This window comes from Micrococcus lacusdianchii (assembly GCF_023155805.1).
Lineage (GTDB): Bacteria > Actinomycetota > Actinomycetes > Actinomycetales > Micrococcaceae > Micrococcus > Micrococcus lacusdianchii.
Map to the genome: position 1 here is coordinate 152,943 of NZ_JAKNUW010000005.1, position 22,279 is coordinate 175,221.

The 22,279-nt window shown below is 73.8% G+C and carries 25 protein-coding genes and 1 pseudogene; 4 read left to right on the forward strand and 22 right to left on the reverse strand.

Annotated features, from left to right (window positions below; translation table 11 throughout):
* Window positions 1-6: 6 nt before the first annotated feature.
* Complete coding sequence (locus tag MA879_RS04915) at window positions 7-465, reverse strand: DUF3806 domain-containing protein (protein ID WP_248123945.1); 459 nt, start codon at window positions 463-465, stop codon at window positions 7-9.
* A gap of 68 nt (window positions 466-533) precedes the next feature.
* Between MA879_RS04915 and MA879_RS04920 the strand changes: the two genes are divergently transcribed.
* Window positions 534-1,010, forward strand: a complete 477-nt coding sequence (locus MA879_RS04920; RefSeq protein ID WP_248123946.1) for a low molecular weight protein-tyrosine-phosphatase — start codon at window positions 534-536, stop codon at window positions 1,008-1,010.
* A gap of 23 nt (window positions 1,011-1,033) precedes the next feature.
* Window positions 1,034-1,906, forward strand: a complete 873-nt coding sequence (locus tag MA879_RS04925) for a fructosamine kinase family protein (RefSeq protein WP_248123947.1) — start codon at window positions 1,034-1,036, stop codon at window positions 1,904-1,906.
* 162 nt (window positions 1,907-2,068) lie between these two features.
* Here the strand turns inward: MA879_RS04925 and MA879_RS04930 are convergent, their stop codons facing one another.
* From MA879_RS04930 to MA879_RS05000, 15 genes are all read right to left on the reverse strand, one after another.
* Window positions 2,069-2,302, reverse strand: coding sequence for a hypothetical protein (locus MA879_RS04930; RefSeq protein ID WP_248123948.1), 234 nt, complete (start codon window positions 2,300-2,302; stop codon window positions 2,069-2,071).
* Window positions 2,303-2,324: 22 nt separating this feature from the next.
* A complete protein-coding gene (locus tag MA879_RS04935) occupies window positions 2,325-2,888 on the reverse strand; it encodes a hypothetical protein (protein ID WP_248123949.1) in 564 nt (187 codons plus the stop codon).
* Window positions 2,889-3,213: 325 nt separating this feature from the next.
* On the reverse strand, window positions 3,214-4,134 hold the full coding sequence (locus MA879_RS04940; RefSeq protein ID WP_248123970.1) for a Rossmann-like and DUF2520 domain-containing protein: 921 nt from the start codon (window positions 4,132-4,134) through the stop codon (window positions 3,214-3,216).
* Between the two features lie 11 nt (window positions 4,135-4,145).
* Window positions 4,146-6,011 carry a PH domain-containing protein gene (locus MA879_RS04945; protein ID WP_248123950.1) on the reverse strand — a complete coding sequence of 622 codons (1,866 nt, stop codon included), beginning with the start codon at window positions 6,009-6,011 and terminating at the stop codon, window positions 4,146-4,148.
* Window positions 6,008-6,517, reverse strand: a complete 510-nt coding sequence (locus MA879_RS04950; protein WP_248123951.1) for a PH domain-containing protein — start codon at window positions 6,515-6,517, stop codon at window positions 6,008-6,010. The genes MA879_RS04945 and MA879_RS04950 overlap by 4 nt, the downstream gene beginning before the upstream one ends.
* Window positions 6,498-7,034 carry a DUF3180 domain-containing protein gene (locus MA879_RS04955; RefSeq protein WP_248123952.1) on the reverse strand — a complete coding sequence of 179 codons (537 nt, stop codon included), beginning with the start codon at window positions 7,032-7,034 and terminating at the stop codon, window positions 6,498-6,500. Before MA879_RS04955 ends, MA879_RS04950 begins: the two co-directional genes overlap by 20 nt.
* The gene (folK, locus tag MA879_RS04960) at window positions 7,031-7,765 is read right to left on the reverse strand and encodes a 2-amino-4-hydroxy-6-hydroxymethyldihydropteridine diphosphokinase (RefSeq protein ID WP_418001212.1); all 735 of its coding nucleotides are present in this window, start codon (window positions 7,763-7,765) and stop codon (window positions 7,031-7,033) included. Before folK ends, MA879_RS04955 begins: the two co-directional genes overlap by 4 nt.
* Window positions 7,762-8,136, reverse strand: a complete 375-nt coding sequence (folB, locus tag MA879_RS04965) for a dihydroneopterin aldolase (RefSeq protein ID WP_248123953.1) — start codon at window positions 8,134-8,136, stop codon at window positions 7,762-7,764. Before folB ends, folK begins: the two co-directional genes overlap by 4 nt.
* Window positions 8,133-8,957 (reverse strand): dihydropteroate synthase, encoded by an 825-nt coding sequence (gene folP / locus MA879_RS04970; RefSeq protein ID WP_248123971.1) that lies wholly within the window; start codon window positions 8,955-8,957, stop codon window positions 8,133-8,135. Before folP ends, folB begins: the two co-directional genes overlap by 4 nt.
* Window positions 8,958-9,026: 69 nt before the next feature.
* Window positions 9,027-9,665 carry a GTP cyclohydrolase I FolE gene (gene folE, locus MA879_RS04975; protein WP_248123954.1) on the reverse strand — a complete coding sequence of 213 codons (639 nt, stop codon included), beginning with the start codon at window positions 9,663-9,665 and terminating at the stop codon, window positions 9,027-9,029.
* A complete protein-coding gene (ftsH, locus tag MA879_RS04980; protein WP_248123955.1) occupies window positions 9,662-11,767 on the reverse strand; it encodes an ATP-dependent zinc metalloprotease FtsH in 2,106 nt (701 codons plus the stop codon). The genes folE and ftsH overlap by 4 nt, the downstream gene beginning before the upstream one ends.
* Window positions 11,768-12,023: 256 nt before the next feature.
* A complete protein-coding gene (gene hpt, locus MA879_RS04985; RefSeq protein WP_248123956.1) occupies window positions 12,024-12,575 on the reverse strand; it encodes a hypoxanthine phosphoribosyltransferase in 552 nt (183 codons plus the stop codon).
* Window positions 12,576-12,627: 52 nt separating this feature from the next.
* Entirely contained in the window at window positions 12,628-13,941 is a 1,314-nt protein-coding gene (gene tilS, locus MA879_RS04990; protein ID WP_418001214.1) for a tRNA lysidine(34) synthetase TilS, read from the reverse strand.
* A 16-nt stretch (window positions 13,942-13,957) separates the two neighbouring features.
* The gene (locus MA879_RS04995; RefSeq protein ID WP_248123958.1) at window positions 13,958-15,124 is read right to left on the reverse strand and encodes a zinc-dependent metalloprotease; all 1,167 of its coding nucleotides are present in this window, start codon (window positions 15,122-15,124) and stop codon (window positions 13,958-13,960) included.
* 50 nt (window positions 15,125-15,174) lie between these two features.
* Window positions 15,175-16,629: a D-alanyl-D-alanine carboxypeptidase gene (locus MA879_RS05000; RefSeq protein WP_248123959.1), complete on the reverse strand. Its 1,455-nt coding sequence runs from the start codon at window positions 16,627-16,629 to the stop codon at window positions 15,175-15,177.
* A gap of 130 nt (window positions 16,630-16,759) precedes the next feature.
* Between MA879_RS05000 and MA879_RS05005 the strand changes: the two genes are divergently transcribed.
* Complete coding sequence (locus tag MA879_RS05005; RefSeq protein WP_248123960.1) at window positions 16,760-17,347, forward strand: inorganic diphosphatase; 588 nt, start codon at window positions 16,760-16,762, stop codon at window positions 17,345-17,347.
* Between the two features lie 125 nt (window positions 17,348-17,472).
* On the opposite strand, the gene MA879_RS05010 is transcribed toward MA879_RS05005, so the two are convergent.
* Window positions 17,473-19,227: an RNA-binding domain-containing protein gene (locus MA879_RS05010; RefSeq protein ID WP_248123961.1), complete on the reverse strand. Its 1,755-nt coding sequence runs from the start codon at window positions 19,225-19,227 to the stop codon at window positions 17,473-17,475.
* A gap of 145 nt (window positions 19,228-19,372) precedes the next feature.
* On the opposite strand from MA879_RS05010, the gene MA879_RS05015 reads away from it, so the two are divergent.
* Window positions 19,373-20,011: a hypothetical protein gene (locus tag MA879_RS05015; RefSeq protein ID WP_248123962.1), complete on the forward strand. Its 639-nt coding sequence runs from the start codon at window positions 19,373-19,375 to the stop codon at window positions 20,009-20,011.
* A gap of 20 nt (window positions 20,012-20,031) precedes the next feature.
* Here MA879_RS05015 and MA879_RS05020 read toward each other — a convergent pair whose 3' ends face one another.
* The 5 genes and pseudogenes from MA879_RS05020 to MA879_RS12620 form a co-directional block, all read right to left on the reverse strand.
* A complete protein-coding gene (locus tag MA879_RS05020) occupies window positions 20,032-20,187 on the reverse strand; it encodes a hypothetical protein (RefSeq protein ID WP_248123963.1) in 156 nt (51 codons plus the stop codon).
* 184 nt (window positions 20,188-20,371) lie between these two features.
* A complete protein-coding gene (locus MA879_RS05025; RefSeq protein ID WP_248123964.1) occupies window positions 20,372-21,178 on the reverse strand; it encodes an HAD family hydrolase in 807 nt (268 codons plus the stop codon).
* Window positions 21,179-21,252: 74 nt separating this feature from the next.
* Entirely contained in the window at window positions 21,253-21,771 is a 519-nt protein-coding gene (locus tag MA879_RS05030; protein WP_335342033.1) for an alpha/beta hydrolase-fold protein, read from the reverse strand.
* A pseudogene (locus tag MA879_RS05035) lies at window positions 21,744-21,944 on the reverse strand (transposase); the annotation flags it as partial. The gene MA879_RS05030 and the pseudogene MA879_RS05035, both read right to left, overlap by 28 nt.
* Before the next feature lie 51 nt (window positions 21,945-21,995).
* Window positions 21,996-22,142 (reverse strand): CoA transferase, encoded by a 147-nt coding sequence (locus tag MA879_RS12620; RefSeq protein WP_418001215.1) that lies wholly within the window; start codon window positions 22,140-22,142, stop codon window positions 21,996-21,998.
* Window positions 22,143-22,279: the final 137 nt, after the last annotated feature.

A 22,279-nucleotide genomic window follows, 5' to 3' on the forward strand; every position in this document is an offset into this window, starting at 1 on the left:
CGGGGCTCAGCCCTCGGCGGACCCCGCGCCGAAGCCGTCGGCCGCGCGCTGCGCCCGGATCTCCTGCAGCTGCTCCCCGAGGGCGTCGACGTGCCCGCCCATCCAGCCGGTGGTGCCCTCGTTCCAGTGGGCGCCCACCACGGCGTGGGGGAACACCACGGCGTCGGAGAGCGGATCGCGCAGGCCGAGGTCCGTGCCGTGCTCCTCCCGCACGCTGACCCACTGCAGGCCGTGGCGCGCGCCGAGGTGCTCGCCGAGCAGGACGGCCACGACGTCGAGGAGGGCGCCGAGCTCCTCGGGGTCCACCTCCTCCGCCTCGGAGCGGGACACCAGGCCGTCGTAGAACGCCTCCACGGCGTCCAGGTCCAGGTGGCCCACGCCCTCCTGCTCCGCATAGGCACGGCGGACGTCCACCCACTGCTGCTCGGGCTCGGTCAGGGGGCTCAGCTGGGGCGCGTCGGTCATGCCCCCGATTCCATCACAGCGACGGGCGGACCTGCCGGGTTCCGCCGCGGCGCTGACAGACTGGCCCGATGCGCATCATGACCGTCTGTCTGGGGAACATCTGCCGCTCGCCCGCCGCGGAGGCGGTGCTCCGCCGGAAGCTCGCGGAGGCCGGCCTCGACGACGTCGAGGTCACCTCCGCCGGCACCGCGGACTACCACGTCGGCGAGCAGCCCCACGAGCTCACCCGCGCCGTCGGCACCGACCTGGGCTACGAGTTCACCACCGTCGGCGCGCAGTTCCGGCCCGAGGACCTCGACGAGCAGGACCTGGTCCTCGTGATGGACGAGTCCAACCTCGCCGACGCGCGCGCCCTCGTGGCGGACCCCGAGGTGGAGGCGAAGGTGCGGATGTTCGGGGAGTTCGCGTCCGACGTCGAGACCGCCGGCGTGCGCGAGGTGCCGGACCCGTGGGGGAACCCGCGGCCGGTGTTCGAGGAGATGTACCGACAGATCGAGGACGCGGCCGACGGCGTGGTGGCCGCGATCCGCGACGGTCGCGTCTGAGTCGGGCCAGGCGGTGGGCTGGGGTGGCTGACACGGGCACCACGGGGCGGCACGTGCGCGACGACGGCGCGCCCGCCTTCACGAAGACCGGCGGGGTCTTCCCGGGGATGGTGCGCTTCGAGGCCGCGGGGCTGCGCGCCCTGGCCGCGGCGGGCGCGCGGGTGCCGGAGGTCATGGCGGTCGAGGAGGGGCGCGACGCCCGGGCCCAGCACCTGGAGATCGCCTGGATCCAGGGCGGCGGGCGGCGGACGCCGCGCACGGAGGAGGCCTTCGGGCGGGAGCTGGTGGCGCTGCACGCCGGGTCGCGCCGAGCGCCCGGGGAGACGGACCTGTTCGGCGCGCATGACGGGGCGCCGGAGGGGTTCCTCGGCGCCGCCCGGATCGACCTCACCCCCTGCCGGAGCTGGGCGGAGTCCTGGGTCGTGCGGCGCATCGTGCCGCTGGCGGCGCAGGCCGTCGACGGCGGCGCGGCTCCGGCGCGGGTGCGGCACCTCGCCGAGCGACTGGGCGAGGTCACCGACGGGTTCGGCCCCGACTCCCCGGCCACGCACCCGGGCGCGTCGGTGCTGGGACCGGCCGAGCCGTCGTCGTTGGTGCACGGGGACCTGTGGGCCGGCAACCGGATGCTCGACCACGAGGGGCGCAGCTGGCTGATCGATCCGAGCGCGCATCGGGGGCACCGGGAGGTGGACCTGGCGATGATGCGGCTGTTCGGGGGGTTCGGGCCGGGGGCGTTCGCGGCGTACGACGAGGCGTTCCCCCTGGCCGACGGCTGGGAGGACCGGGTGCCGATGTACCAGGCGGTGCCACTGCTGGTGCACGCCGTGCTCTTCGGCGGCGGCTACGGGCGCGAGGCCGAGGCGGCGCTGGAGGCGGGCCTGCGCCTGGCGGGGTGAGGCGAGGGTGCGGCGGGGATGCAGCGTGAGGCGAGGGTGCGCTTCCCCAGCTCCCGGGCGACATTTCAGCGCTGAAGGCCCGCTGAAATGTCGCCCGAGGACTAGAGGACGGGGCGGGGTCGGCGGCCGGCTGACGCGGCCCGCCCTGTTCATGGGCCAGCGTCAGTCCTGACGGACACGACGCCGACGGGCGGTCACCAGCGGGCCAACGGTCAGGATGCCCCCCAGTACGACGAGGACCGCACCAAGCACCTGAGCCGACAGCGGGCCGGGATCCAGATCACTGGCGAATACAGCGAACCCAGCCAGGACGACTGCGAGACCGACCATGACATCCCGGATCGCGTCCATACGGCGCTCAACGCGTCGAAAGTTCATCATGTCCTCCTCAGCCACCGAACGGGCTGTCTCGTGGATGTCACAGGCCACAGGCGGCCAAGGCCGCCACGCCACTCAGCGCCTTGGCAAGATCGATGATCTCCTGCTCGGCTGTTCGGCCGGCGATATTGCGGGCACCGAGGAAGATCCGCGCCACCGTCCTGGCCCCGTACTTGGACACCAGTCGACCCAGTCGCCAGGCCAGCGATGCCAGCTTGACCGAAGGGAACACCGTCTGTGCGACGAACCACAGGATGCCAGCGCCACAAGCTGCCACCTTGGTAAAGCTCTGTGTGGAGGCGACGCCCTTCTGGCCGTCCAGGTGCAGGTGAACCTCGGCAGCGGCCTTCTGCACTTGGCGCAACTCCGCTGCCCCGAGGGTGTACCCCGCCACACGTCCGTCGTCCGTGACCACTTCAAAGATCGGGACAGAGTCGACGCGGGCCACGATGCGCCCCCGTCGATGGCCCGCCGGCAGAAGCTCCGTCGCGGAGGCCGGGGCTGCGCCGGCCATCACGCCTGACAGAGCCAGACAGACCGTTGCGGTGAGGCCTACGCCTCCGGTCAGAAGGCTCCGTCGCTGCATGCGGTCGCTCTCGTTCATGATTCCCTCCAATTTCTCGGCCGAAAAGCACCGGATGGCCCGCCGATGGGGCGGGTCCCCGGTCAGTGACGTTCACGCGAGCCGGCGGCCGTGACGCGGTTCGTATCGGGAGACTATGAGACGGGACAACAGTGCCGGATCCCCCCGGAGACGGAGCCTTCCGGCACCTTTGGACAGTGACTGCTGCCTGATTGGCCACCTCGAACATGGACGTCCAGACGTGCTGCCCCCTCCGTGTGCCGTCGGGTGCACAACCGGCTCACCGCACACCTGGGCCTGCATCCCTAGGCGCTGCCGCCCGCAGCCGTCGGAGCACAGGGCAGGGTCAGTCGTCGGCGAGGACCGCGAGGATCCGCTGGCCGACGTCGGCCCGCAGCGCCCCGCGACGCACCGCACGCTCCGCGGTGGCCCGGGCGAGGACCTCCCATACGTCCAGGACGTCCCGTGGCATGCCGCCGGCCACGAGCTCGCGCAGCATCTCCCGGTGTCCGCGGAGGGTCTCCACGTCCCCGCGGGCCACGGGACCGGTGAGGGCGCCGTCGCCGTCGGTGAGCGCGTTCTCAAGCGAGGCCCACATCAGGGGACGCAGCACGCGGTCCGTGTCCGGCACCCCGATCTCCGCCAGCAGCTGCCGGGCCTGCGCCGTGACCGTCACCAGGTGGTTCGAGCCGTGCGAGAGGGCCGCGTGGTAGGTGACGCGGTCCGCCTCCTTGATGACCACGGGGTCCCCGCCCATCTCCACGACGAGCGCCTGCGCCACCGGCAGCACCACCGGGTCCGCGGTCACGCCGAACACGCAGTCCTGCAGCCGGGCGAGGTCCAGGCTCAGCCCGGTGAAGGTCATGGCCGGGTGCACCGCCAGGGGGATCGCCCCGTGGGCGCGCACCGGGTCCATCGCCCGCACGCCGTGCCTGCCGGAGGTGTGCACCAGCAGGTGCCCGGTCTGGACGTGGCCGGCCGCGGCGAGCCCCGCCACGAGCTCGGGCAGGACGTCGTCCGGGACGGCGAACAGCACCATCTCGGACCGGCGCAGGATCTCCGGGATCTCCAGCACCGGCACCTCCGGCAGCAGCGCCTCGGCGCGCGTGCGGGAGGCCTCCGAGACGGCGTGCACGCCCGTCACCGTGTGCCCCGCGTTCCGCAGGGCCGCGCCCAGGACCGCGCCCACGCGGCCCGCGCCGATGACGCCGACGCCCAGCCGCCCCGGCCGGCTCGCCGGGTCCTGGCCGGCCAGCTCCGGACTCATGTCCCTGCGGCTCACGCCCGTTCCTCTCGTCCGTCCGCCACGCGTCCCGGTGCCTTGCCCGACCCCTCCACGCCCACCACGACGCCGGCCGCGGCCATCTCCCGGCGCCCCACCTCGGTCTGGGCGACCTCGGCGGTGCGCCGCTCGAAGCGCTCCAGCTCCTCCGGCAGCATCCACCGGTTGCGATCGGCCAGACGGCGGGACACCGCCGCGTGCCGCGACTCCACCTCGAACAGCTCCTCCAGCACGCCGCGGTCCAGGCCGTCGATCCTCGCCATGCCGCCGGCCACGTTCACCGTCAGGGAGGCGACGTCCAGGCGCCGCTGCACCGGCCCCTGGGTGAGCCGCACGTCCTGCACCCGCTCGTGCTGCAGGGCCTGGAAGGAGCGGCGCAGCCGCCCACGGCGTACCACCAGAAGTGTCCGGGTGAGGGTGAAGCCGTGCCGGCGCCACGTGAGCAGGTTGAACCACCAGCGCGCCCGGCGGGGGATGTGGGTGAACCCGTGCGTCCCGCCGGAGCCGGTCATGGCCGCGTGCATGAGGCCCGCCGGGGTGAGGCCGGGGCCGTCCGGACCGTCCGCGGCGCGCGGGTCGCCGTCAATGCCGGCGTCCGGGGCCACCACCTCGAGCACGCGGAGCACGTCCTCCCACGGCCCGACGGGCAGGGCGACGTCCCGGTCCTTCACGGCCCCCTCGAGGCCGTACCCGGCCACGGACACCTTGACCTTGTGCCAGCCGAAGGGCCGCCACGCCAGCGGCTGGATCACGTGGATCCCCTGAACGCGCCCCGGCGGGATGGTCTGGGACGTGGTCTCCGTGAGGCCGTAGCGCAGGCGCAGCCCGTCCCCGGAGGTGCGCACCGTGAAGCCCCACCCCTTGTTCAGCCCGGACCACACCGCACCGGCCAGGGAGAACGCAGCCGGCAGCCCGGAGGCCAGCAGCAGCCCGAGACCGCCGGCCTGCCCCGCCTCGGTCGCCTCCCCGGGCAGGACCTCGGAGATCCCCATGACCACGGCGATCAGCACGGCGAACACCGCCACGGTGCCCAGGACCACGTCCGAGAGCATCACCGCCCCCACCAGTCGGCCGGGGGGCACCCGCAGCATCACGGTGCCCTCGTCCTGGGGGTCGGCCAGCAGCCCGCGGACGCGGTCCCGGGCGGAGGGAGCGGGGCCCGGGGCCGTCGCCAGGTCCTGGGACGACGGCGCCTCGCCCGGCTCCCCGCCCAGCCCGACGACGCCCGGCTCCCCCGCCGCCCCCACCACGCGCTCGGGCGCGCGGGCCGGGCCCACGAGCGCACCGGAGGCGCGGTCCAGGATCTCCCGGCGCACCTCGGCGGCGTGGGCCTTGCGGAGGTAGGCCAGCTCGAGCGCGGAGTCGCCACCGCCGTCGGCGGCCTCGACCTTCACGGCGGCCAGCCCGAACAGGCGCGCCAGGAGCGGATACTGCAGGTCCACGGCCTGCAGTCGGTCGTACTTCATCTGCCGCCGGGAGCGGAACAGCCAGCCCTGCTTGAGCTCGATCTCCTCCTCGCCCACGCGGAACCGGGTGAACCACCAGGAGAAGAAGAACGCCAGGCACAGCAGCAGGAGCGCCCCGAGGAGGATGCCGCCGCCGATCAGCAGCGCCTGCATCTCGAACGGCTCCCCGGCGGCGTCGCCGCCCCCCAGCAGGGAGCCGACCAGCCGCTCGCCCGTGTCCCGCAGCGCCACGAACAGGAACACGGCCACCAGGCTCCAGCCCTTGATCCAGGGGGAGGCGGGGTGGACGCGGACCCAGCCGGCGTCGTCGGCGCCCGGGGTGGGGGCGGCGGGCACGGCGACGTCGGCGGGGGCGTCGGTGCGGGGAGCCTGCGGATCCGGGGCGGCGGCGCTCACAGGCCCGCCAGCCGGGCCTGGCCGCGGGCCATGAGGACCTCGCGGAGGCGGTCGCAGGTCTCCCGGGTCAGGCCCTCCATCTCGAGGTCGTCGCCGCCGGCGGTCTTGAGGGTGAGGGTCTGCAGGCCCTGGCTGCGCAGCAGCGGCCCGTCCTCCACGTCCACGTACTGCAGCCGGCCGTACGGGACGGCCTTCACGGAGCGGACCAGGATGCCCTCGCGCCACAGGACGTCGTCCTCGCGCTCGGCGAAGCCGAGGGCACGCACGCGGCGCGGCACCAGCACGACGTCCACGAGCAGCCACACGAGGACGATCGCGGGCAGCCCCCACGCGACCCAGGCCCACAGCTCGGACCACACGCCGGTCAGCCTCAGCACGAGCGGCACGGACAGCACCGCCAGCCAGATCAGCCCGCCGATCACGGCACCGATCAGCTTCACGCGCGTCAGCTTCGGGGACACGGGGGTGAACTCCACCCCGCGCAGGTCAATCCCGGGCACGGGCATACCCTCCTTCGGCCTCGGGGCGGCGGCCGTTCCGTCCGCCCGCGGTCCTCCCATCCTGGCCCGGACCGGCGTCCTCGCCATCCTCCCCAGGGGGGATCCTGCACCACCGCTCGACGACGACGCCCACCACCAGCAGCGCCGCACCCCCGAGGACGAGCAGTCCCGCGTCCAGCACCGCGGGGGCTTCGAGACCCGCCCGGCCGGCGACCTCGAGGCCCGCGCCCAGGTGCCAGCCGGCCAGCGCCGCGCCCGTCAGGCCGGAGGCCTGGCCCAGCACGAGGGTCCGGGCCGCGGCGATGGGGTCCATCCGACCGGCCAGCGGGCGCTCCCGGTCCCGGCGGACGCGCAGGCCCAGCACGAGGCAGAGCACGCCCACGGCCGCCACCGTCACGAGCCCCGCGAGGTCCATGACCGGCGCCGGCAGCCCCAGCGCGGGCGAGGCCAGGGCGCACAGCCACCCGAGCACGGCGGCCGCCGCGGCCAGCAGCGGCGTCCGCCAGGAGAGCAGCGTGATCATGTCCGGTCCGTCCAGGGCCGGGCGCTCGCGACGCCGCCCTCGAGGCCGTCGACAGGCACGCCGACCTCGGGCGCGCCGTCGTCGGACCCCCCGACGGGCGCGGACGTCCCGGGCGCGGGGGGCGGGGGGAGGACCCGGTCGGCGTCGTGCAGGCGGGCCCGGCGCGGTGGCTCGCGGCGCACCCCGTCCGCGTCCGCCGCACGCGCGGCGAGCTCGGCGACGGGCTCGCCTGCCAGGTGCGCGTCCGGGTCCAGCCACAGCCACGGCAGCAGCACGAACGCCCGCTCGGCGGCCCGGGGGTGTGGCAGCGTGAGGTCGGGGTGGTGGCTGACCAGGTCCCCGTACGCGATCAGGTCCACGTCCAGCGTGCGCGCGCCCCAGCGGACGGTCCGGCGGCGGTGGTGGTCCTGCTCCAGCCGGTGCGCCACGCCCAGCAGCTCCCACGGGGACAGGACCGTGCGGATCCGCACCACCTGATTGAGGTACTCCGGCTGGCCAGGCGGCCCGCCCACGGGCGCGGTGAGAGCCCGCGGCGACGCGCGGACCTCGTCGATCCCCGGGGTCACGGTCAGCACGGCGACGGCATGGTCCAGCGTCTCGGACCGGCCTCCGAGGTTCGCCCCGAGGGCGAGCACGGCCGTGACGGGCGCCGCGGGACGGGCGGCGAGCGCCGACGTCGGCGCGGGGCCCTCGGCGGGGTGGGCGACGGCGTCGCGGTCCGGGGTGCTCATGCGGCCTCCCTCCGGCGGACCACCGTGACGGACACGTCCGCGAAGTCGTGCGGGATGGGCGCCTGCGGCTTGTGCACCGTGACCTCGACGGCGGAGGCGAGCGCCTGCCCCGCGAGGACGGCCTCGGCGATCCGCACCGCGAGCGTCTCGATGAGGTCGAACGGCTCCCCCGTGATCAGGCGCACCACGGTGTCGGCCACCTCGGCGTAGTTCGCGGTGCGGGCGAGGTCGTCCGTGGCGGCCGCCGGGCCGGCGTCGAGGGTGAGGACCACGTCCGCGGTGAACGGCTGGCCGTCCCGCTTCTCGTGCGGGAACACGCCGTGTCGGCCCACCGCGGTGAGCCCCGTCAGCCGGATGACGTCCCCGCTCATGCCTCCCCTCCCCCGGTCGCGCCCGCGGCGGCGACGCGCCAGGCGGCCCCGACCCGGACGGCGTCGGCGCTGGAGCGGACGTCGTGCACGCGGACGCCCCATGCCCCGTGCGCCGCGGAGAGGGCCGAGATCGCCGCGGTGGCGTGGTCCCGCCCGGCCGGGGCGGGGGCCTCGCCGTCCGGGCCGGCCAGCAGCGCGCCGAGGAACCGCTTGCGGGAGGCCGCGACCAGCACGGGGAAGCCCAGCGCCTGGATCCGGTCGAGACCGCGCAGCAGCTCCCAGTTCTGCTCACCGACCTTGGCGAAGCCGAGCCCCGGGTCCAGGAGGATCTGCTCCGGGCGCACCCCGGCCGCCAGGAACCGGTCCACCACCTCCTGCAGCTCCCGGACGACGTCCCCGACGGTGTCCTGGTAGTCGGTCAGCGCGTCCATGGTCTGGGGGTTCCCGCGGTTGTGCATCACGATGCACGGCGCGCCCGTCTCAGCGATCAGCGCGGGCATGTCCGGTTCGTGGCCCAGCCCGGAGACGTCGTTGACGATCACGGGGCCCACCTCGAGCGCCGCCCGCGCCGTGGCCGTGTGCATCGTGTCCACCGAGACCACCGCGCCCTCGGCCAGCAGGGCCTCGACGACCGGCAGGATGCGGGCCTGCTCCTCCTCGGGGGACACGGCGCGGGCGCCCGGACGCGTGGACTCGCCGCCGACGTCGATCACGTCCGCGCCCTCGGCCAGCATCCGGCGGCCGTGGGCGATCGCCGTCTCCACCGTCGCGTGCGCGCCCCCGTCCGAGAACGAGTCCGGGGTGACGTTGAGGATCCCCATGACCAGGGTGCGGTCCGGGGTCTGGTCCAGCGGATGCGGCAGCACGGGCGGTCCTCCTCGGATCGATGGTCAGGAGTGCATGATGAGGCTCATGGCCTCGGCGCGCGTCGAGGGATCCCGCAGCTGGCCGCGCACCGCCGAGGTGATGGTCCTGGCACCGGGCTTGCGGACGCCCCGCATGGCCATGCACATGTGCTCGGCCTGGACGACGACGATCGCGCCCTTCGCGGCCAGGTGCTCCATGAGCGCCTCCACCACCTGCGTGGTCAGCCGCTCCTGCACCTGCGGACGCCGGGCGTACAGCTCCACCAGGCGGGCGAGCTTGGACAGGCCCGTGACCCGGCCCTCGGTGGAGGGGATGTAGCCGATGTGCGCCTGCCCGTGGAACGGGACCAGGTGGTGCTCGCACATCGAGTAGAAGGGGATGTCCTTCACCAGCACGAGCTCCTCGTGTGCGATGTCGAACGTGGTCCCGAGCACCTGGGCCGGCTCCTGGTGCAGGCCCGCGAAGAACTCGGCGTAGGCCTTGGCCACCCGCTGCGGGGTGTCCCGCAGACCCTCGCGGTCCGGGTCCTCCCCGATCGCCGCGAGCATCTCCCGCACCGCGGCCTCGATGCGCGGCCGGTCCACCGTGTCCGTCACCGGGTCGAAGGTGCCGGGCACGCCTCGGGGCTGCGGGGCGTCGTCGTCCTGGAGGTGCTCCGTCATGCCGTGCCCCCGCCCCCGCGATAGTCCGGGCCCGGTGTCGGGCTGTGCTGCCCGGGGAGCTCCCCGGGGCCGCCCGCGGTGCCGCCCGCGCCGCCGATCGAGACGGGCGGGGCGCCCTCGGGCGCGTCCGGCACGGTGGTGGAGCCGACGCCCACCGCCTCCGGCTCCTCGCCCTCGAGGCGGCTCGCACGCTCCTTCGGGGAGAGCACCGGCGGGACGTCGTGGGGGCGGCGGTCGTCCGCTGCGAGCCACAGGGGCCGCTCGGGGCGCTTGCGCACGTCCTGGAAGATCTCCGCGATCTGCTCCTGCGTCAGCGTCTCCTTCTCGAGGAGCTCATAGGCCAGCCGGTCCAGGATGTCCCGGTTCTCGGTCAGCACCCAGTGGGCGTCCGCGTGGGCGGCGTCCAGCAGGTCCCGGACCTCGGCGTCCACGAGGTACGCCAGCTCCTCGGAGTACTCCCGGGCGGCGCCGCCGCCCCCGCCGCCGAGGAACGGCTCGGTGTTGCCGCCGCCGAGCTTGACCGCGCCCACCTTGGCGCTCATGCCGTACTCGGTGACCATCTTGCGGGCCGTCTCCGTGGCCTTCTGGATGTCGTTCGCCGCTCCGGTGGAGGGGTCCTGGAACACGACCTCCTCGGCCACGCGCCCGCCCATCGCGTAGGCCAGCTGGTCCAGCAGCTCGTTGCGGGTGACCGAGTACTTGTCGTTCTCCGGGACCACCATCGTGTAGCCCAGCGCGCGGCCGCGCGGGAGGATCGTGATCTTGGTGACCGGGGCGGAGTTGTTGAGGCCGGCAGCCACGACGGCGTGCCCGCCCTCGTGGTACGCCGTCACCTTGCGCTCGTGCTCGTTCATCAGGCGCGTGCGCTTCTGCGGGCCCGCCATGACGCGGTCGATCGCCTCGTCCAGCGCGGCGTTGTCGATCACGTTGTTGTGCGAGCGGGCCGTCAGCAGCGCGGCCTCGTTGATCACGTTGGCCAGGTCCGCACCCGTGTAGCCGGGGGTGCGCTTGGCCAGGGAGCGCAGGTCCACGTCGAGCGCGATCGGCTTGCCCTGAGCGTGGACCTCGAGGATCTTGGCGCGGCCGTCCAGGTCCGGGGCCTCCACGGGGATCTGCCGGTCGAAGCGGCCGGGGCGCAGCAGGGCCGGGTCGAGGACGTCCGGGCGGTTGGTCGCGGCGATCATGATGACGTTGGTGGAGGCGTCGAAGCCGTCCATCTCCACGAGCATCTGGTTCAGGGTCTGCTCGCGTTCGTCGTTGCCGCCGCCGATGCCCGCGCCGCGCGAGCGGCCGACGGCGTCGATCTCGTCCACGAACACGATGGCCGGCGCGTTGTTCTTGGCCTGCTCGAAGAGATCGCGCACGCGCGAGGCGCCGACGCCCACGAACATCTCCACGAAGTCCGAGCCGGAGATCGAGTAGAAGGGCACGCCCGCCTCGCCGGCCACCGCCTTGGCGAGCAGGGTCTTGCCCGTGCCGGGCGGGCCGTACAGCAGCACGCCCTTGGGGATCTTCGCGCCCACCGCGTGGAAGCGGTCCGGCTGGGTGAGGAAGTCCTTGATCTCGTGGAGCTCCTCCACGGCCTCGTCCGCGCCCGCGACGTCCTTGAACAGGATGTCCGGGTTGTCCTTCTGGATGAGCTTGGCGCGCGACTTGCCGAACTGCATGACCTTGCCGCCGCCACCCTGCATGCGGGACATGAGGAACCAGAACAGCAGGGCGATCAGGAGGAACGGGATCACGAAGCCCAGCAGGGACAGGAACCAGTTGCTCCGCACGGGCTCGTCCTGGTAGCCGTCCAGCGCGGACTCGTCCACGGTGCGCACCACGTCCTGGGCGCGGGCCGCGGAGTACTGGAAGTACACGTCCTTGCCGAAGTCCCGGCCGTCCTGGGAGTAGGGCTCGCGCAAGGTCAGGTCCACGCGCTGGTCGCCGTCGACGACGCGCGCCTGGGCCGCCTTGCCGTCCTCCAGCAGGGACATGCCCACGTTGGTGTCCACCATGCTGCGGCCGCCCTGGGCGGTGGCCAGGGGGATCACGAAGCCCAGCACCAGGAGCCCGAGCAGGATCCAGAGGTAGGGCTTGTTGAAGATCTTCTTCACGTGCGTGTGTCTCCTGGTGTGCCGCGGGAGGGGACGGACCCCCGGGACGGTCGGGGGTCCTCGGCCCCGCCGTGGACGGCCGTGGGCAGACCCCTCCCGAGGGTCACTGCCCCACGGTACCGGCCCGGGCCGGGAGCGCCCTGGGTGTTCGCGCCAGGTGGACAGTCGACGCGCCCCTCATCGCGGGCCGACTCCGTCCGCACGGGCACACTCGGCGGACGGGGCGGCCGGCGTCAGCGGCGGGAGAAAGGGGGGGTCAGGAATACACGTGCGGGGCGAGCGTGCCCACGAAGTCCAGGTTGCGGTACTTCTCCGCGTAGTCCAGGCCGTAGCCCACCACGAACTCGTTGGGGATGTCCTTGCCGACGTACTTCACGTCGATCTCGACCTTCATGGCCTCCGGCTTGCGCAGAAGGGTGCAGATCTCCACCGACACCGGGCCGCGGGTCTCGAGGTTGGCCTTGAGCCAGGACAGGGTCAGGCCGGAGTCGATGATGTCCTCCACGATCAGCACGTGGCGGCCGGTGAGGTCCGCGTCGAGGTCCTTGAGGATGCGCACCACGCCGGAGGACTTGGTGCCGGAACCGTAGGAGGACACGGCCATGAAGTCCATCTCCACGTGGGAGTGCAGGGCCCGGGTGAGGTCGGCGACCACCATCACGGCACCCTTGAGCACGGCCACGATCAGCAGGTCCTTGCCCGCGTAGTCGCGGTCGATCTGCGCGGCGAGGTCCGTGATGGTGTCCTGGACCTCCTCCTTGCTCATGAGGACGTGGGTGAGGTCGTTCCGGACATCCTGTGCGTCCATGGGGGTGCCGCTCCTGGGGGTCGTGCGGGTGGGGCCTGCGCCGGGGACGCGGTCAGCGGCCGAGGCGGCGGGGGATGAGCACCAGTCTGGCACACGGGCCCCGGCCGCCCGCCTGCCCGGGGGCCTCCGGGACGCGCGTCACATTCCGGGTAGACGCCCCGGCGCCACCGACGCCGGCGCACCCCTCCCGGACGGCCCGCACACCCCCGGCCAGCTCCACAGGCCCGGCCGACCCGCCGCCCCGATGCGCGTCCGTGACGAGCGTCTCCACGGCGAGCACCCGCTCCCGCGAGAGGTCCTCCGCCCCAGCCCGGCGGGCGGCGCGCGCGATGACCCGGCGCCGCACGGCCGCCGGCAGGGCGGCCAGTCCGTCCAGGTCCAGCGCCACGACGACGCCGGTTCCCGCTCCGTCCGACGCGTCCGCCCCGCGCGTGGGTCCGGGCATCGGGGCCGCCTCGGGGCGGACCAGGCGCTCGAACTCGCGGGACGCCCATGCGTCCAGGGCATCGGCGTCCTCGGCAGCGAGGGCGGCGGTGCGCGCGAGGGCGGCGCGCACCCCGGGGCCGAGGCCGGCCTCGGGGTCCTCGAGAGCGGGCAGCGTGCGGGTGCGGATCCGCGAGCGCAGCAGGGCGGGGTCGCGGTTGTGGGGGTCCTCGAACCAGCTCAGGCCGGCCCAGCGGCAGATCCCCTCGGTGTCCGCGCGGGTGAGTCCGAGGAGGGGCCGGGCCACGGCCACGCCCTCGGGGAGACGGCCGCGCGGCGGGATGCCGGCGAGCGAGCGGGTGCCGGAGCCGCGGGCCAGGCCCAGGAGGACCTGTTCGGCCTGGTCGTCGGCGGTGTGGGCCGTGAGCACGAACGCGGGGGCGGGGGCGTCAGCGAAAGTGGACTCGGCCACGCGCGTTGCGTCAGCGACAGCGGCGTGGGCGGCGTGGGCGAGAGCCGCGCGTCGTGCGGTGCGGGCGGCGGCCTCGGGGCCGTCCCCGGTGGGGGCCACCGCCACACGTGCCACCGTGACGGGCGACAGGCCGAGCCGTCGGGCGGTACGCGCCGCCGCCGCCGCGACCGCCGCGCTGCCGTCCTGCAGCCCGTGGTCCACCACCGCGGCGCCGACGGGGCCGAGCCGTTCCCCTGCCCGGGTGCTGATGAGCACGGCGCAGGCCACCGTCAGGGCGAGGGAGTCCGCCCCGCCGGAGAGCGCCACGAGCGCCCGGGGGGCACGGGCAGGCTCGAGGGTGGTGGCACGGCCGGCCCCCGCCCCGACGGCCTCCTCGAGCACCGTACGGACCTCCGCGACGGCCCGGTGCAGCGGCTCCGGCCACCGAGCGCGCGGGGGCCATGGAGCCGACGTCGGCAGACCCGGAAGCATCACCGGAGGCGGCCTGTCAGGCCTCGGCGCGGATGCGCGCCACCCAGGTGTCCGGGGCGTGGATCTCGGCCTCGCTGGGCAGCAGCTCGGGGGCGTCCCACACCACGTTGAACCCGTCCATGCCGATCTGCGAGACCACCGCGCCCACGAATCGCTGACCGTCCCGGTACTGGGCCATCTTGGCGTCCATGCCCAGGATCCGGCGGATGGCCCGGTCCACGGCGGACCGGCGGTCCCCGCGCTCGTCGAACCGGCGGCGGATGGTCTTCACCGAGGACACCACGGAGGAGTCCATGGCATCCATGACGACGTTCGCGTGCCCCTCCAGCAGGGACATCACCGCGGTCACGCGGGACAGGCGCTCCCGGTCCTCCTCGTCCTGCAGGGCGCCCAGCAGGCCCAGGCTCGGCCGACCCGACGTCCCGCCGCGCCCTCCCCCGGCCAGGGGGTTCGCGGCGGCCAGGGCGGAGCGCAGGCGCTCGGGCAGCGACTCGGCCTTGTCGAACAGGCCGCCGGTCAGGCCCGTGATCTCTGCCTGCAGGTGCTCGCGCAGCCACGGGGCCGCGGCGAACTGCACACGGTGGGTCTGCTCGTGCAGGCACACCCACAGCCGGAAGTCGGCGGGGTCCACGTGGATCTCCCGGCGGACCTGCACCACGTTCGGCACCACGAGCATCAGGCGTCCGCCCGCCGGCCCGGCGGGGGCGCCGTCGGGCCCGGGGAGGGCGCTGAACGGGTCGTACTGACCGAGCACCTTGGCGGAGAGCCACGCGAGGATCCCGCCCATCTCCACGGCGGTGGCGCGCGTGGTCACGGGCAGCGTGGCGGCCTCGTACTCCGCAGGACGGGAGGCCTGCAGGTGCGCGAACGTGGGACCCAGCAGTGCGGCGAACGACTGCGTGTTGGCGCGGGACCACGTGGGCCTGTCCACCACGAGGACCTGGGAGTCGCGCAGCTCGCGGGCGGCCTCGAGGCCGGTGAGCCGGTGCACGTGGGGCACGGCGGCCTCCGCGGCGGCGCGCAGGCCCTCGGCCTCCCGCCGCGCCTCCCGCGCGGTGGTCCGCGGCCCGGCGGCGGTCAGGGCCTCGGCCGTGCGGGAGGCGAACGCCCAGTCCACGGGGTGCACGAGGGGCTCCCCGGACGAGCCGGTGCGGCCGGGCGTACGGGGCTGGTCTGCGCTCATGGCCTCCATCCCACCACAGGCCCGGATACGGCACCGGCCCCGGGGTCCCGTCAGAGGGCGGCGACGGCGGCCACGGCCTCGTCGATCGCCGCCCGCGCCGGCGCGATCTCCCAGTCCACCTCGGAGCACACAACGCTGAACGCGAGGACGCGCCCCGTCGTCGTGGTGACGGTGCCCGTGAGGGAGACGGTCTGGTCCAGGGTTCCGGTCTTGGCGGCGACGGCGTCGCGCGCCGGCGCGACGGGGAACCGCTCCCCCAGGGTGGAGTCCTCCCCGGGGCGCGGCAGCGCGTCCAGAACGAGGGTGCGGGCCGGGTCGGCGGACAGCCCCGTGACCACCCCGACGAGCTGGGAGGCGCTCAGCCGGTTGGCCACGGCGAGCCCGGAGGCGTCGACGACGTCCATGCCCGCCGTGTCCACGCCGATCTGGGCCGCCTCGCGCTCCAGGAGCGCGGCGGCGCCCGCGTGGGTGGCCGGCAGCCCGGCGGCCGCGGCGGCGGTGTGGGCGAGGGCCTCGGCGACCTGGTTCTCGGAGTGGGCGAGCAGGTACTCCACCTGGTCGCCGACGGGCGCGGAGCGCACCTCGGCCACGGGTTCGGCGGCGCGGACCCGCTCCCGCGGCGCGTCCGTGGCCGGGATCTCCTCCCGCACGGCCACCTCCACGGCGGCCCCGTCGGCGTCCGCGAGGGCGGCCAGCTCCGCCTGGAAGGCGCGGGCGGAGGCCGCGGCCGGGTCGGCCACGCGGTCCTGGCCCGTGCCGGGCCTCGCCCGCCCGCCGTAGGTGGCCAGCGGCTGGACGGGGGCGATGTTGCCGCTCTCCACCATCCCGTCCGACCATGCCGGGTTCAGGGGGTCCGCGTCCTCGAACAGGCGCAGGTCCGTGCTCACCACCACGCGGCCGGTGACGCCGCGCTCGGCCAGCCCGGCCAGGGTCCGCTCAGCGAGGGTGCGCAGGCCGGCGCGGCCGTCCACGCGGGACGGGTCTGAGGCCCCGGTGCCCAGCAGGACGTCCCCGCCGCCCACCAGGACCAGCTCGACGGTGCCGCCCTCGTCGGGCGGTAGGGCCACCACGCGGGTGGGCAGGGTGGCCTCCGGGCCGAGCTCGCCCACGACGGCGGCCCCCGTCAGGATCTTCACCGCCGACGCCGGGGCCACGGGCTCGTCCGCTGAGCGGGAGTACAGCACCCGCCCCGTGGCGAGGTCGCGGAACTCCGCGGACACCGTCCCCGGCGCCTGCGCCAGTCCCGGCTCGACGGCGGCCGCCACCTCCGCGGGGGACGGCACCTCCCCGGGGGCCGAGGGGGAGGTCTGCGGCGTCGGGGACGCGGGTGCCGTCGTCGTCGGGGAAGGCGCCGGAGCGGAGGAGACCGCCGCCGGCGCCGGCGGCGAGGCCAGGCGCGGGAGCAGGAAGTCCCGGGTCAGCATGCCGAGCAGGGTGGCCACCGCCAGGGCCAGCAGCACGCAGAGGACGACGAGCGTGCGGTCGGAGCGGCGGTGGTCGGTCACCCCCCGGTTCTACCACGCGGCCCCGGGAGCACCCCTGGCCGACCCCTCGCACCCCGGCGGTAGGCTGGCCCCAGTTCCGCCGGGCGGCGCGCCCGCCGCCCGGGACCCGTTCCTGTGTGAAGGAGAAGCCATGGCGCACGACGTCACCATCGAGATCCCCGCGGGCTCCCGCGTGAAGTACGAGTTCGACCACGAGACCGGCCGCCTGCGCCTGGATCGCGTGCTGTTCACCTCGATGCAGTACCCCACGCACTACGGCTACTTCGAGAACACCCTCGGCGAGGACGGCGACCCGCTGGACGCGCTGGTCTACCTGCCCGGCTTCGACCTGGTGCCCGGCTGCATCGTGGAGGCCCGGCCGGTGGGCGTGTTCAACATGACCGACGACGGCGGCGGAGACGCCAAGCTGCTGTGCGTCCCCGCGGACAAGCGGTTCGACCACATCGTGGAGCTCGAGGACGTCGAGGAGTCCCTCAAGTCCGAGATCGAGCACTTCTTCACCCGCTACAAGGACCTCGAGCCGGGCAAGTGGGTCAAGGCCGAGGGCTGGCAGGGCCGCGCGGACGCGGAGAAGGAGCTCGAGGCCTCGATCGAGCGCTTCGCCGCCGCCGGTGAACACTCCCCGTCCGACGAGCCGCAGGGCCGTGACGTGGACACCGAGGAGGCCGAGCCGGCCACCGAGGAGGGCTCCGAGACCGACGTGCCGCAGGGCCGCTGACCGCTCATCCCCGATCCGGCGGGCGGGCCGCTGACCCCCCTCCGCCGACCCGACCGACGACGCCGGCCGCTCCCCTCCGAGGGGGCGGCCGTCGTCGTCTCGGCAGGCGTTCTGCGGGCTGTCCCTCAGGAATCCTCGACGAGGTGATAGAGGGTTCCCCGGATCCCCTGGCCGCCTTCGCGACGGACCCGGCCCATGTCCATCAGTCGGGCGAGCGCGTACCTCACCTGGTTGTCACTCAGCCCGGTCGCGGCAACGAGTCCTGCGACCGACTGAGGCCCGTTGGTATCCATGTGGATGACGATACGCGCCTGGTTGGGATGTGGCGGACGGTGATCCGTGCGCGCAGCAACGGACGGAGGACGGGAGGCCTCACGTTCCGACACCCGTCTCCCGGTGTAGCTCAACGCGGCGGTGTCCTCATCGACGGCGATCAGCCCCCACCGTGACAGCGCACCGATCGCGCCACGGGCCTCGTCGGCCGACAGGGGAGAGAACTCGCGCCTGACCCTTGCGAGGTCCCAGACCGCTCCGTCCTCAGCCTCCAGGAGGAGCCACTTCTGCACAGCACTGAGCTCCCTACCCCCGGATGCTGTCGCCAGCCATCGCTCCTGCGCGGCGTCGAACATGGGTCCACGCCACAGCTTGGCTGTAACGGTGACCCCACTGTCGAAGATCTGCGGCCGCTTCAGCCCGCGCTCGCGCAGAGAACGGAAGATCTCTAGGATTCCGCCGCCTTCGCCCTCGATGACCCGGTCGCCGTGAGCAGTCCGGAGGTGGGTTGCCAAGCGGTAGAGGTGTCGATTCACCTCCGACCTCGTCAGATGTCCTGCCGAGAGCTGCTCCCAGGAGAAGGCCGAAAGTCGCCCCGGGTTCATGATTAAGAGGGAGCGTCCGTCGATGCGGATGTCGATCCCTCGCGAGGCCGTGTGGGGTGAGAGGTCTCGATGCACCAATGCGTTCGCCACGGCTTCGCGCACGGCCCTTCCCGGAAACTCCGGGAGATCTCGCATGCTCCCGTCGACCGTGTACGTCTGCCGGGTCGCGAGATTCTGCTCGATCCAGGCCGTGACCGACGCGAGCAGATCCGGAAGCGGACCTTCGAATCGCTGAAGGTTCTGTGTTCGCGCCGGGCCCTGGTCCGCCGGGAGACGCACAGCCGCGGTCACCGTGAGCTGTGGGCAGGGCCCTTGGGGGAACTCTCCGATGGCGTAGAGGCCGGCGACCGTCGGGGTGCCGTGGGCGTCGACGACACCGACCCTGCGCAACACAGCCCCATCGGACATGCCGCGCAGACGGGGTGTCCCGTTCTTGAGGCTCCGGAGCAGTGCGTCTCGGAGGTCGGCATCGAAGTCGTCCGTCGTTGCCGTGGGGACGGGAAGCAGGTCATGGTCGACGGTGGTCGCCTCGATGATCTTCTGTGCTTCGAGGTACCGGAGGTCGTCCTCGCTCATGACGTGGTCGCCGTCTCCCTGACGGAAGTAGGCGCGATTCTCGAAGAGGGCCGGCCGCTGGCTCAGCAGAACGGGGCGGATCTTCGCCACCACCACGGCGACTCCGTCCACATCGAGGACCGCCGAGTCGATGTGTGGCGAGGGCGTCACTGCATCACGTGTCACTCCGACGAGTCCGTCTCTCACGGTGGCGGGATCCGCCACACCCGCGATGGAGAAGTCATTGGCCTCGTCGACACCGAGGATGATCACACCGCCCTCGGGCGTGTTGGCGAATGCACAGACAGATTCGCCGATGCGCTCGGGCAGCCCGCCCGCGGCACGCTTGACCTCGATGTCCGCGGTGTCGCCATGGACCAGCCGAAGATAGTCGAGGATGTCGTCCAGCTCCGCTCTGTCCATACTCATACTGAGAAACTTAGACACCCCCTTTCCCAGTTTCCAAGTTTCCCAGTCTCGTCCTCATCCGCAGTGCGCGAGAGAGCTGGGCCACCGGCATCGGCATCGGCGCGCGTAGGCGTGCGGGAACCCGCAATGGTGAAGCAACGCGGCCCTGGCAGAATCAGGCCCCATGTTCGTGCTCACCCTCAACCAGCGGGACACCCCCGACGCCGGCGACCGCGTGGACGCGCTGCTGCGCACGCTGCGCGACGCCGAGCCCGCCGTCCCCGGGCTGCGCACCGCCCCCCTGCCGTTCGCCCGGTCCGTGGGGGACGAGGCGATCGGCGTGGTCGAGGACCCGCACACCGCCGTGGACGTGGCGCTGCGCGCGCTGCGGGAGCGGCGCTGGAACGTCGGGATCGGCGTCGGGAGCGTGACGTGCGCGGACGGCTCCGCGAGCCTGCCCGCCTCGGGGGACGTCAACGACGCCGGCGGGCCGGGCCTCGCCGCGGCGCGCCGGGCCGTGGAGGCGGCGGCGCTGTCCACCGCGCGCATCCCGCTGGCCGTGCGCGGCCGGGACGAGGAGGCCGCCGCGGAGGCCGAGGCCGTGCTCAAGCTCGTGGGGCAGCTGGTGTGGACGCGCACCGCCGCCGAATGGGCGGTGCTGGACCTGCTCGTGCCGGGCGTGCGGGGTCAGCAGAGGCCGGCCGCGGAGGCGCTCGGGATCACCGTGCAGGCCGTGTCCCAGGCCGTGCAGCGCTCGTTCTGGAACGAGGAGCACGCGTGCCGCCCGGCCGCGGCCCGGCTGCTGGGCCTCGCGGGCGGCTGACCCTCTCCCCGGCGCGCGGCTCAGCGCGGATCGGGCAGGGTGGCGTGCCCGGCGACCAGCTTGAGATGCCACACGGGACCGAGCCAGCGCTGGGCCGAGCGGTCGGTCGCCAGGTCGGCCGCCGCGAGCACCGCGCCCAGGGCGGTGCCCGCCGCGCGCCGGCGCCGTTCGGGCACGGCGGCCCGACCAGACCGCGCCACACCCGTGCCGCCACGTCGCCCCTCTCGGTCACCCCGCTCGTCCCTCCGCTCGTCTGTCCGGTCGTCCGTCCGCCTGGACGCCCCGCCCCGCGCCGGATCGGATGTCCGGACCGGAGTCCCGCCCGCATCCCGGGCCGGACATCCGGCACGCGCGCGGCGATCAGACCGTCGCGCCCTCCACCAGGCCGTGCAGGACGTCGGCCAGGCCGTGCTCGTCCACGCCGCCGGTGACCTCGTCCGCGGCCTCCTTGACCTCGTCGACGGCCTGGCCCATGGCGACGCCGCGGCCGGCCCAGCGGAGCATCTCCACGTCGTTGCGGCCGTCCCCCACCGCCACGGTGTCCGCGGGGTCCACGTGCAGCACGGTGCGCAGGCCCTCGAGCGCGGAGGCCTTGGTGACGCCGGCCGCGGCGATGTCCAGCCACGCCGTCCACCCCACGGAGTACGCCACGCCGGACAGGCCGATGCCCTCCACGGCACGGCCGAACTCCTCGGCGGAGGAGTCCGTGGAGAACACCACCAGGCGCACCGCGGTGGTGGACATCAGCTCCTCGAAGGACACGCCCTCCGCAGCCACGCCGAAGGACATGTCCTGGAACCGCTCGGTGGAGCGGAAGGAGCCGTCCGGCAGCTCGAGGGCGTACTTGGCGCTGGGCAGGCGGTCGCGCAACTGGGTCAGCACCGAGTGCGGGTCGAAGGTGCGCAGGTCCGTGACCTCGTAGCCCTCCTCGAGCGAGGGGTCCAGCCGAAGCGTGACACCGCCGTTGGAGCAGACCACGTAGCCGGACTCGATCCCCAGGGACTTCGCCACCGGCAGTGTGGCCCCGCGCGAGCGCCCGGTGGCGATGACCACGCGGTGTCCGGCCTCGATGACCGCCCGCACGGCCTCGCGCACGGGCTCGTGCAGGTGCCCGTCGTGATCCACGATGGTTCCGTCCACGTCCAGGCACACGAGCTTCTGAGTCATGGACTCCACCCAACCACACGGCCCGGACACGTCCGCATCGCGCGGGTGAACGGCGGGGGACGCGGGCCGCCTGCTCAGCGCAGACCCATCCGCTCCGCCGCCCACGGCAGCTGGTCCGCAAGGGCGCGGGACCACACGCTCCATGTGTGCCCGCCGGGATACGTGCGCACCTGCATCTCCAGCCCGGCCCGCCCGGCGGCCTCGGCGAGCGCCTGCGGCACGGGCGGGCCCACGTAGGAGTCGTCCTCCCCCACACTGGCGATCCCGCCCAGGCCGCGGTAGGCGCCCCCGGCCCCCGGGCCCTCGCCCCGCTCGGCCGCGGCGAACAGGCTGAGGGGGTCATTCGCCTCGAACGCGGCCTGGTCCCCGCCGAAGCCCTCCGCGACCGTCTTCTCCTCGCCGCCCAGGTCCGGGTGGAGCTCGCCGGAGAACACGAGCACCGACCCGTAGGCGTCCGGGGTGCGGGCCACGGTCTGCAGGGCGCACGTCGCCCCGTTGGAGATGCCGCCCACGGTCCAGTGCGCCCGGTCCGGGTCCGTCTGCAGGGTCCGGTCGGTCTGCAGGGTTCGGTCATGCGCCGGTGCCAGGTCCACACTTCGCTGCCAGGGCCCGTAGACCTCGGGCGGATCCCGTCAGGGGATCGATGCACCTGTGCCGGTGGATGATGGCTTCGAGCATCGTGCGGGCATCGGGGAACGGCCGGCCCTGCCGCTGTGCGGGCTGGGAGCATCGGGGCGATCGGCTCCCACTGGGCGTCGGAGAGCATCTGGAACCGGGACTTGTCTTCGAGGGTGCCAGCCGACCCCTGGATTCATTGTCAGACACCCCCTAGGCCAAGGCGCTCGATGGCGGCCGGAGCGAGGTTCTGGACCACCCCGCCGGCCTTCGCAACGAGGGCTTTCGTGGCGGCGATGCCGTCCACGGACTTCAGGTCCAGGGCCACCGACTCCTTGGAGCGGTTCAGTCACACGAACTAGGGCGTGTCTGAGAATAGATGCACGAGTCAGCTGAGACCCTGGGGACATGTCCCGGTTCCAGATGCTCTCTGACACCCAATGGGAGTTGATCGCCCCGATGCTCCCGACCCGGACCGGCCGCGCC

Excerpts from the sequence above, each read along its gene's own strand:
- MA879_RS04950 (WP_248123951.1), bottom strand. The coding sequence starts at position 6,517 with ATGCCCGTGCCCGGGATTGACCTGCGCGGGGTGGAGTTCACCCCCGTG.
- folK (WP_418001212.1), bottom strand. The coding sequence starts at position 7,765 with ATGAGCACCCCGGACCGCGACGCCGTCGCCCACCCCGCCGAGGGCCCC.
- MA879_RS04915 (WP_248123945.1), bottom strand. The coding sequence starts at position 465 with ATGACCGACGCGCCCCAGCTGAGCCCCCTGACCGAGCCCGAGCAGCAG.
- MA879_RS04995 (WP_248123958.1), bottom strand. The coding sequence starts at position 15,124 with ATGAGCGCAGACCAGCCCCGTACGCCCGGCCGCACCGGCTCGTCCGGG.
- folE (WP_248123954.1), bottom strand. The coding sequence starts at position 9,665 with ATGACGGAGCACCTCCAGGACGACGACGCCCCGCAGCCCCGAGGCGTG.
- MA879_RS04955 (WP_248123952.1), bottom strand. The coding sequence starts at position 7,034 with ATGATCACGCTGCTCTCCTGGCGGACGCCGCTGCTGGCCGCGGCGGCC.
- MA879_RS04940 (WP_248123970.1), bottom strand. The coding sequence starts at position 4,134 with ATGAGTCCGGAGCTGGCCGGCCAGGACCCGGCGAGCCGGCCGGGGCGG.
- MA879_RS04935 (WP_248123949.1), bottom strand. The coding sequence starts at position 2,888 with ATGAACGAGAGCGACCGCATGCAGCGACGGAGCCTTCTGACCGGAGGC.
- tilS (WP_418001214.1), bottom strand. The coding sequence starts at position 13,941 with ATGCTTCCGGGTCTGCCGACGTCGGCTCCATGGCCCCCGCGCGCTCGG.
- hpt (WP_248123956.1), bottom strand. The coding sequence starts at position 12,575 with ATGGACGCACAGGATGTCCGGAACGACCTCACCCACGTCCTCATGAGC.
- folB (WP_248123953.1), bottom strand. The coding sequence starts at position 8,136 with ATGAGCGGGGACGTCATCCGGCTGACGGGGCTCACCGCGGTGGGCCGA.
- MA879_RS04920 (WP_248123946.1), top strand. The coding sequence starts at position 534 with ATGCGCATCATGACCGTCTGTCTGGGGAACATCTGCCGCTCGCCCGCC.
- MA879_RS05005 (WP_248123960.1), top strand. The coding sequence starts at position 16,760 with ATGGCGCACGACGTCACCATCGAGATCCCCGCGGGCTCCCGCGTGAAG.
- folP (WP_248123971.1), bottom strand. The coding sequence starts at position 8,957 with ATGGGGATCCTCAACGTCACCCCGGACTCGTTCTCGGACGGGGGCGCG.
- MA879_RS05025 (WP_248123964.1), bottom strand. The coding sequence starts at position 21,178 with ATGACTCAGAAGCTCGTGTGCCTGGACGTGGACGGAACCATCGTGGAT.
- MA879_RS05015 (WP_248123962.1), top strand. The coding sequence starts at position 19,373 with ATGTTCGTGCTCACCCTCAACCAGCGGGACACCCCCGACGCCGGCGAC.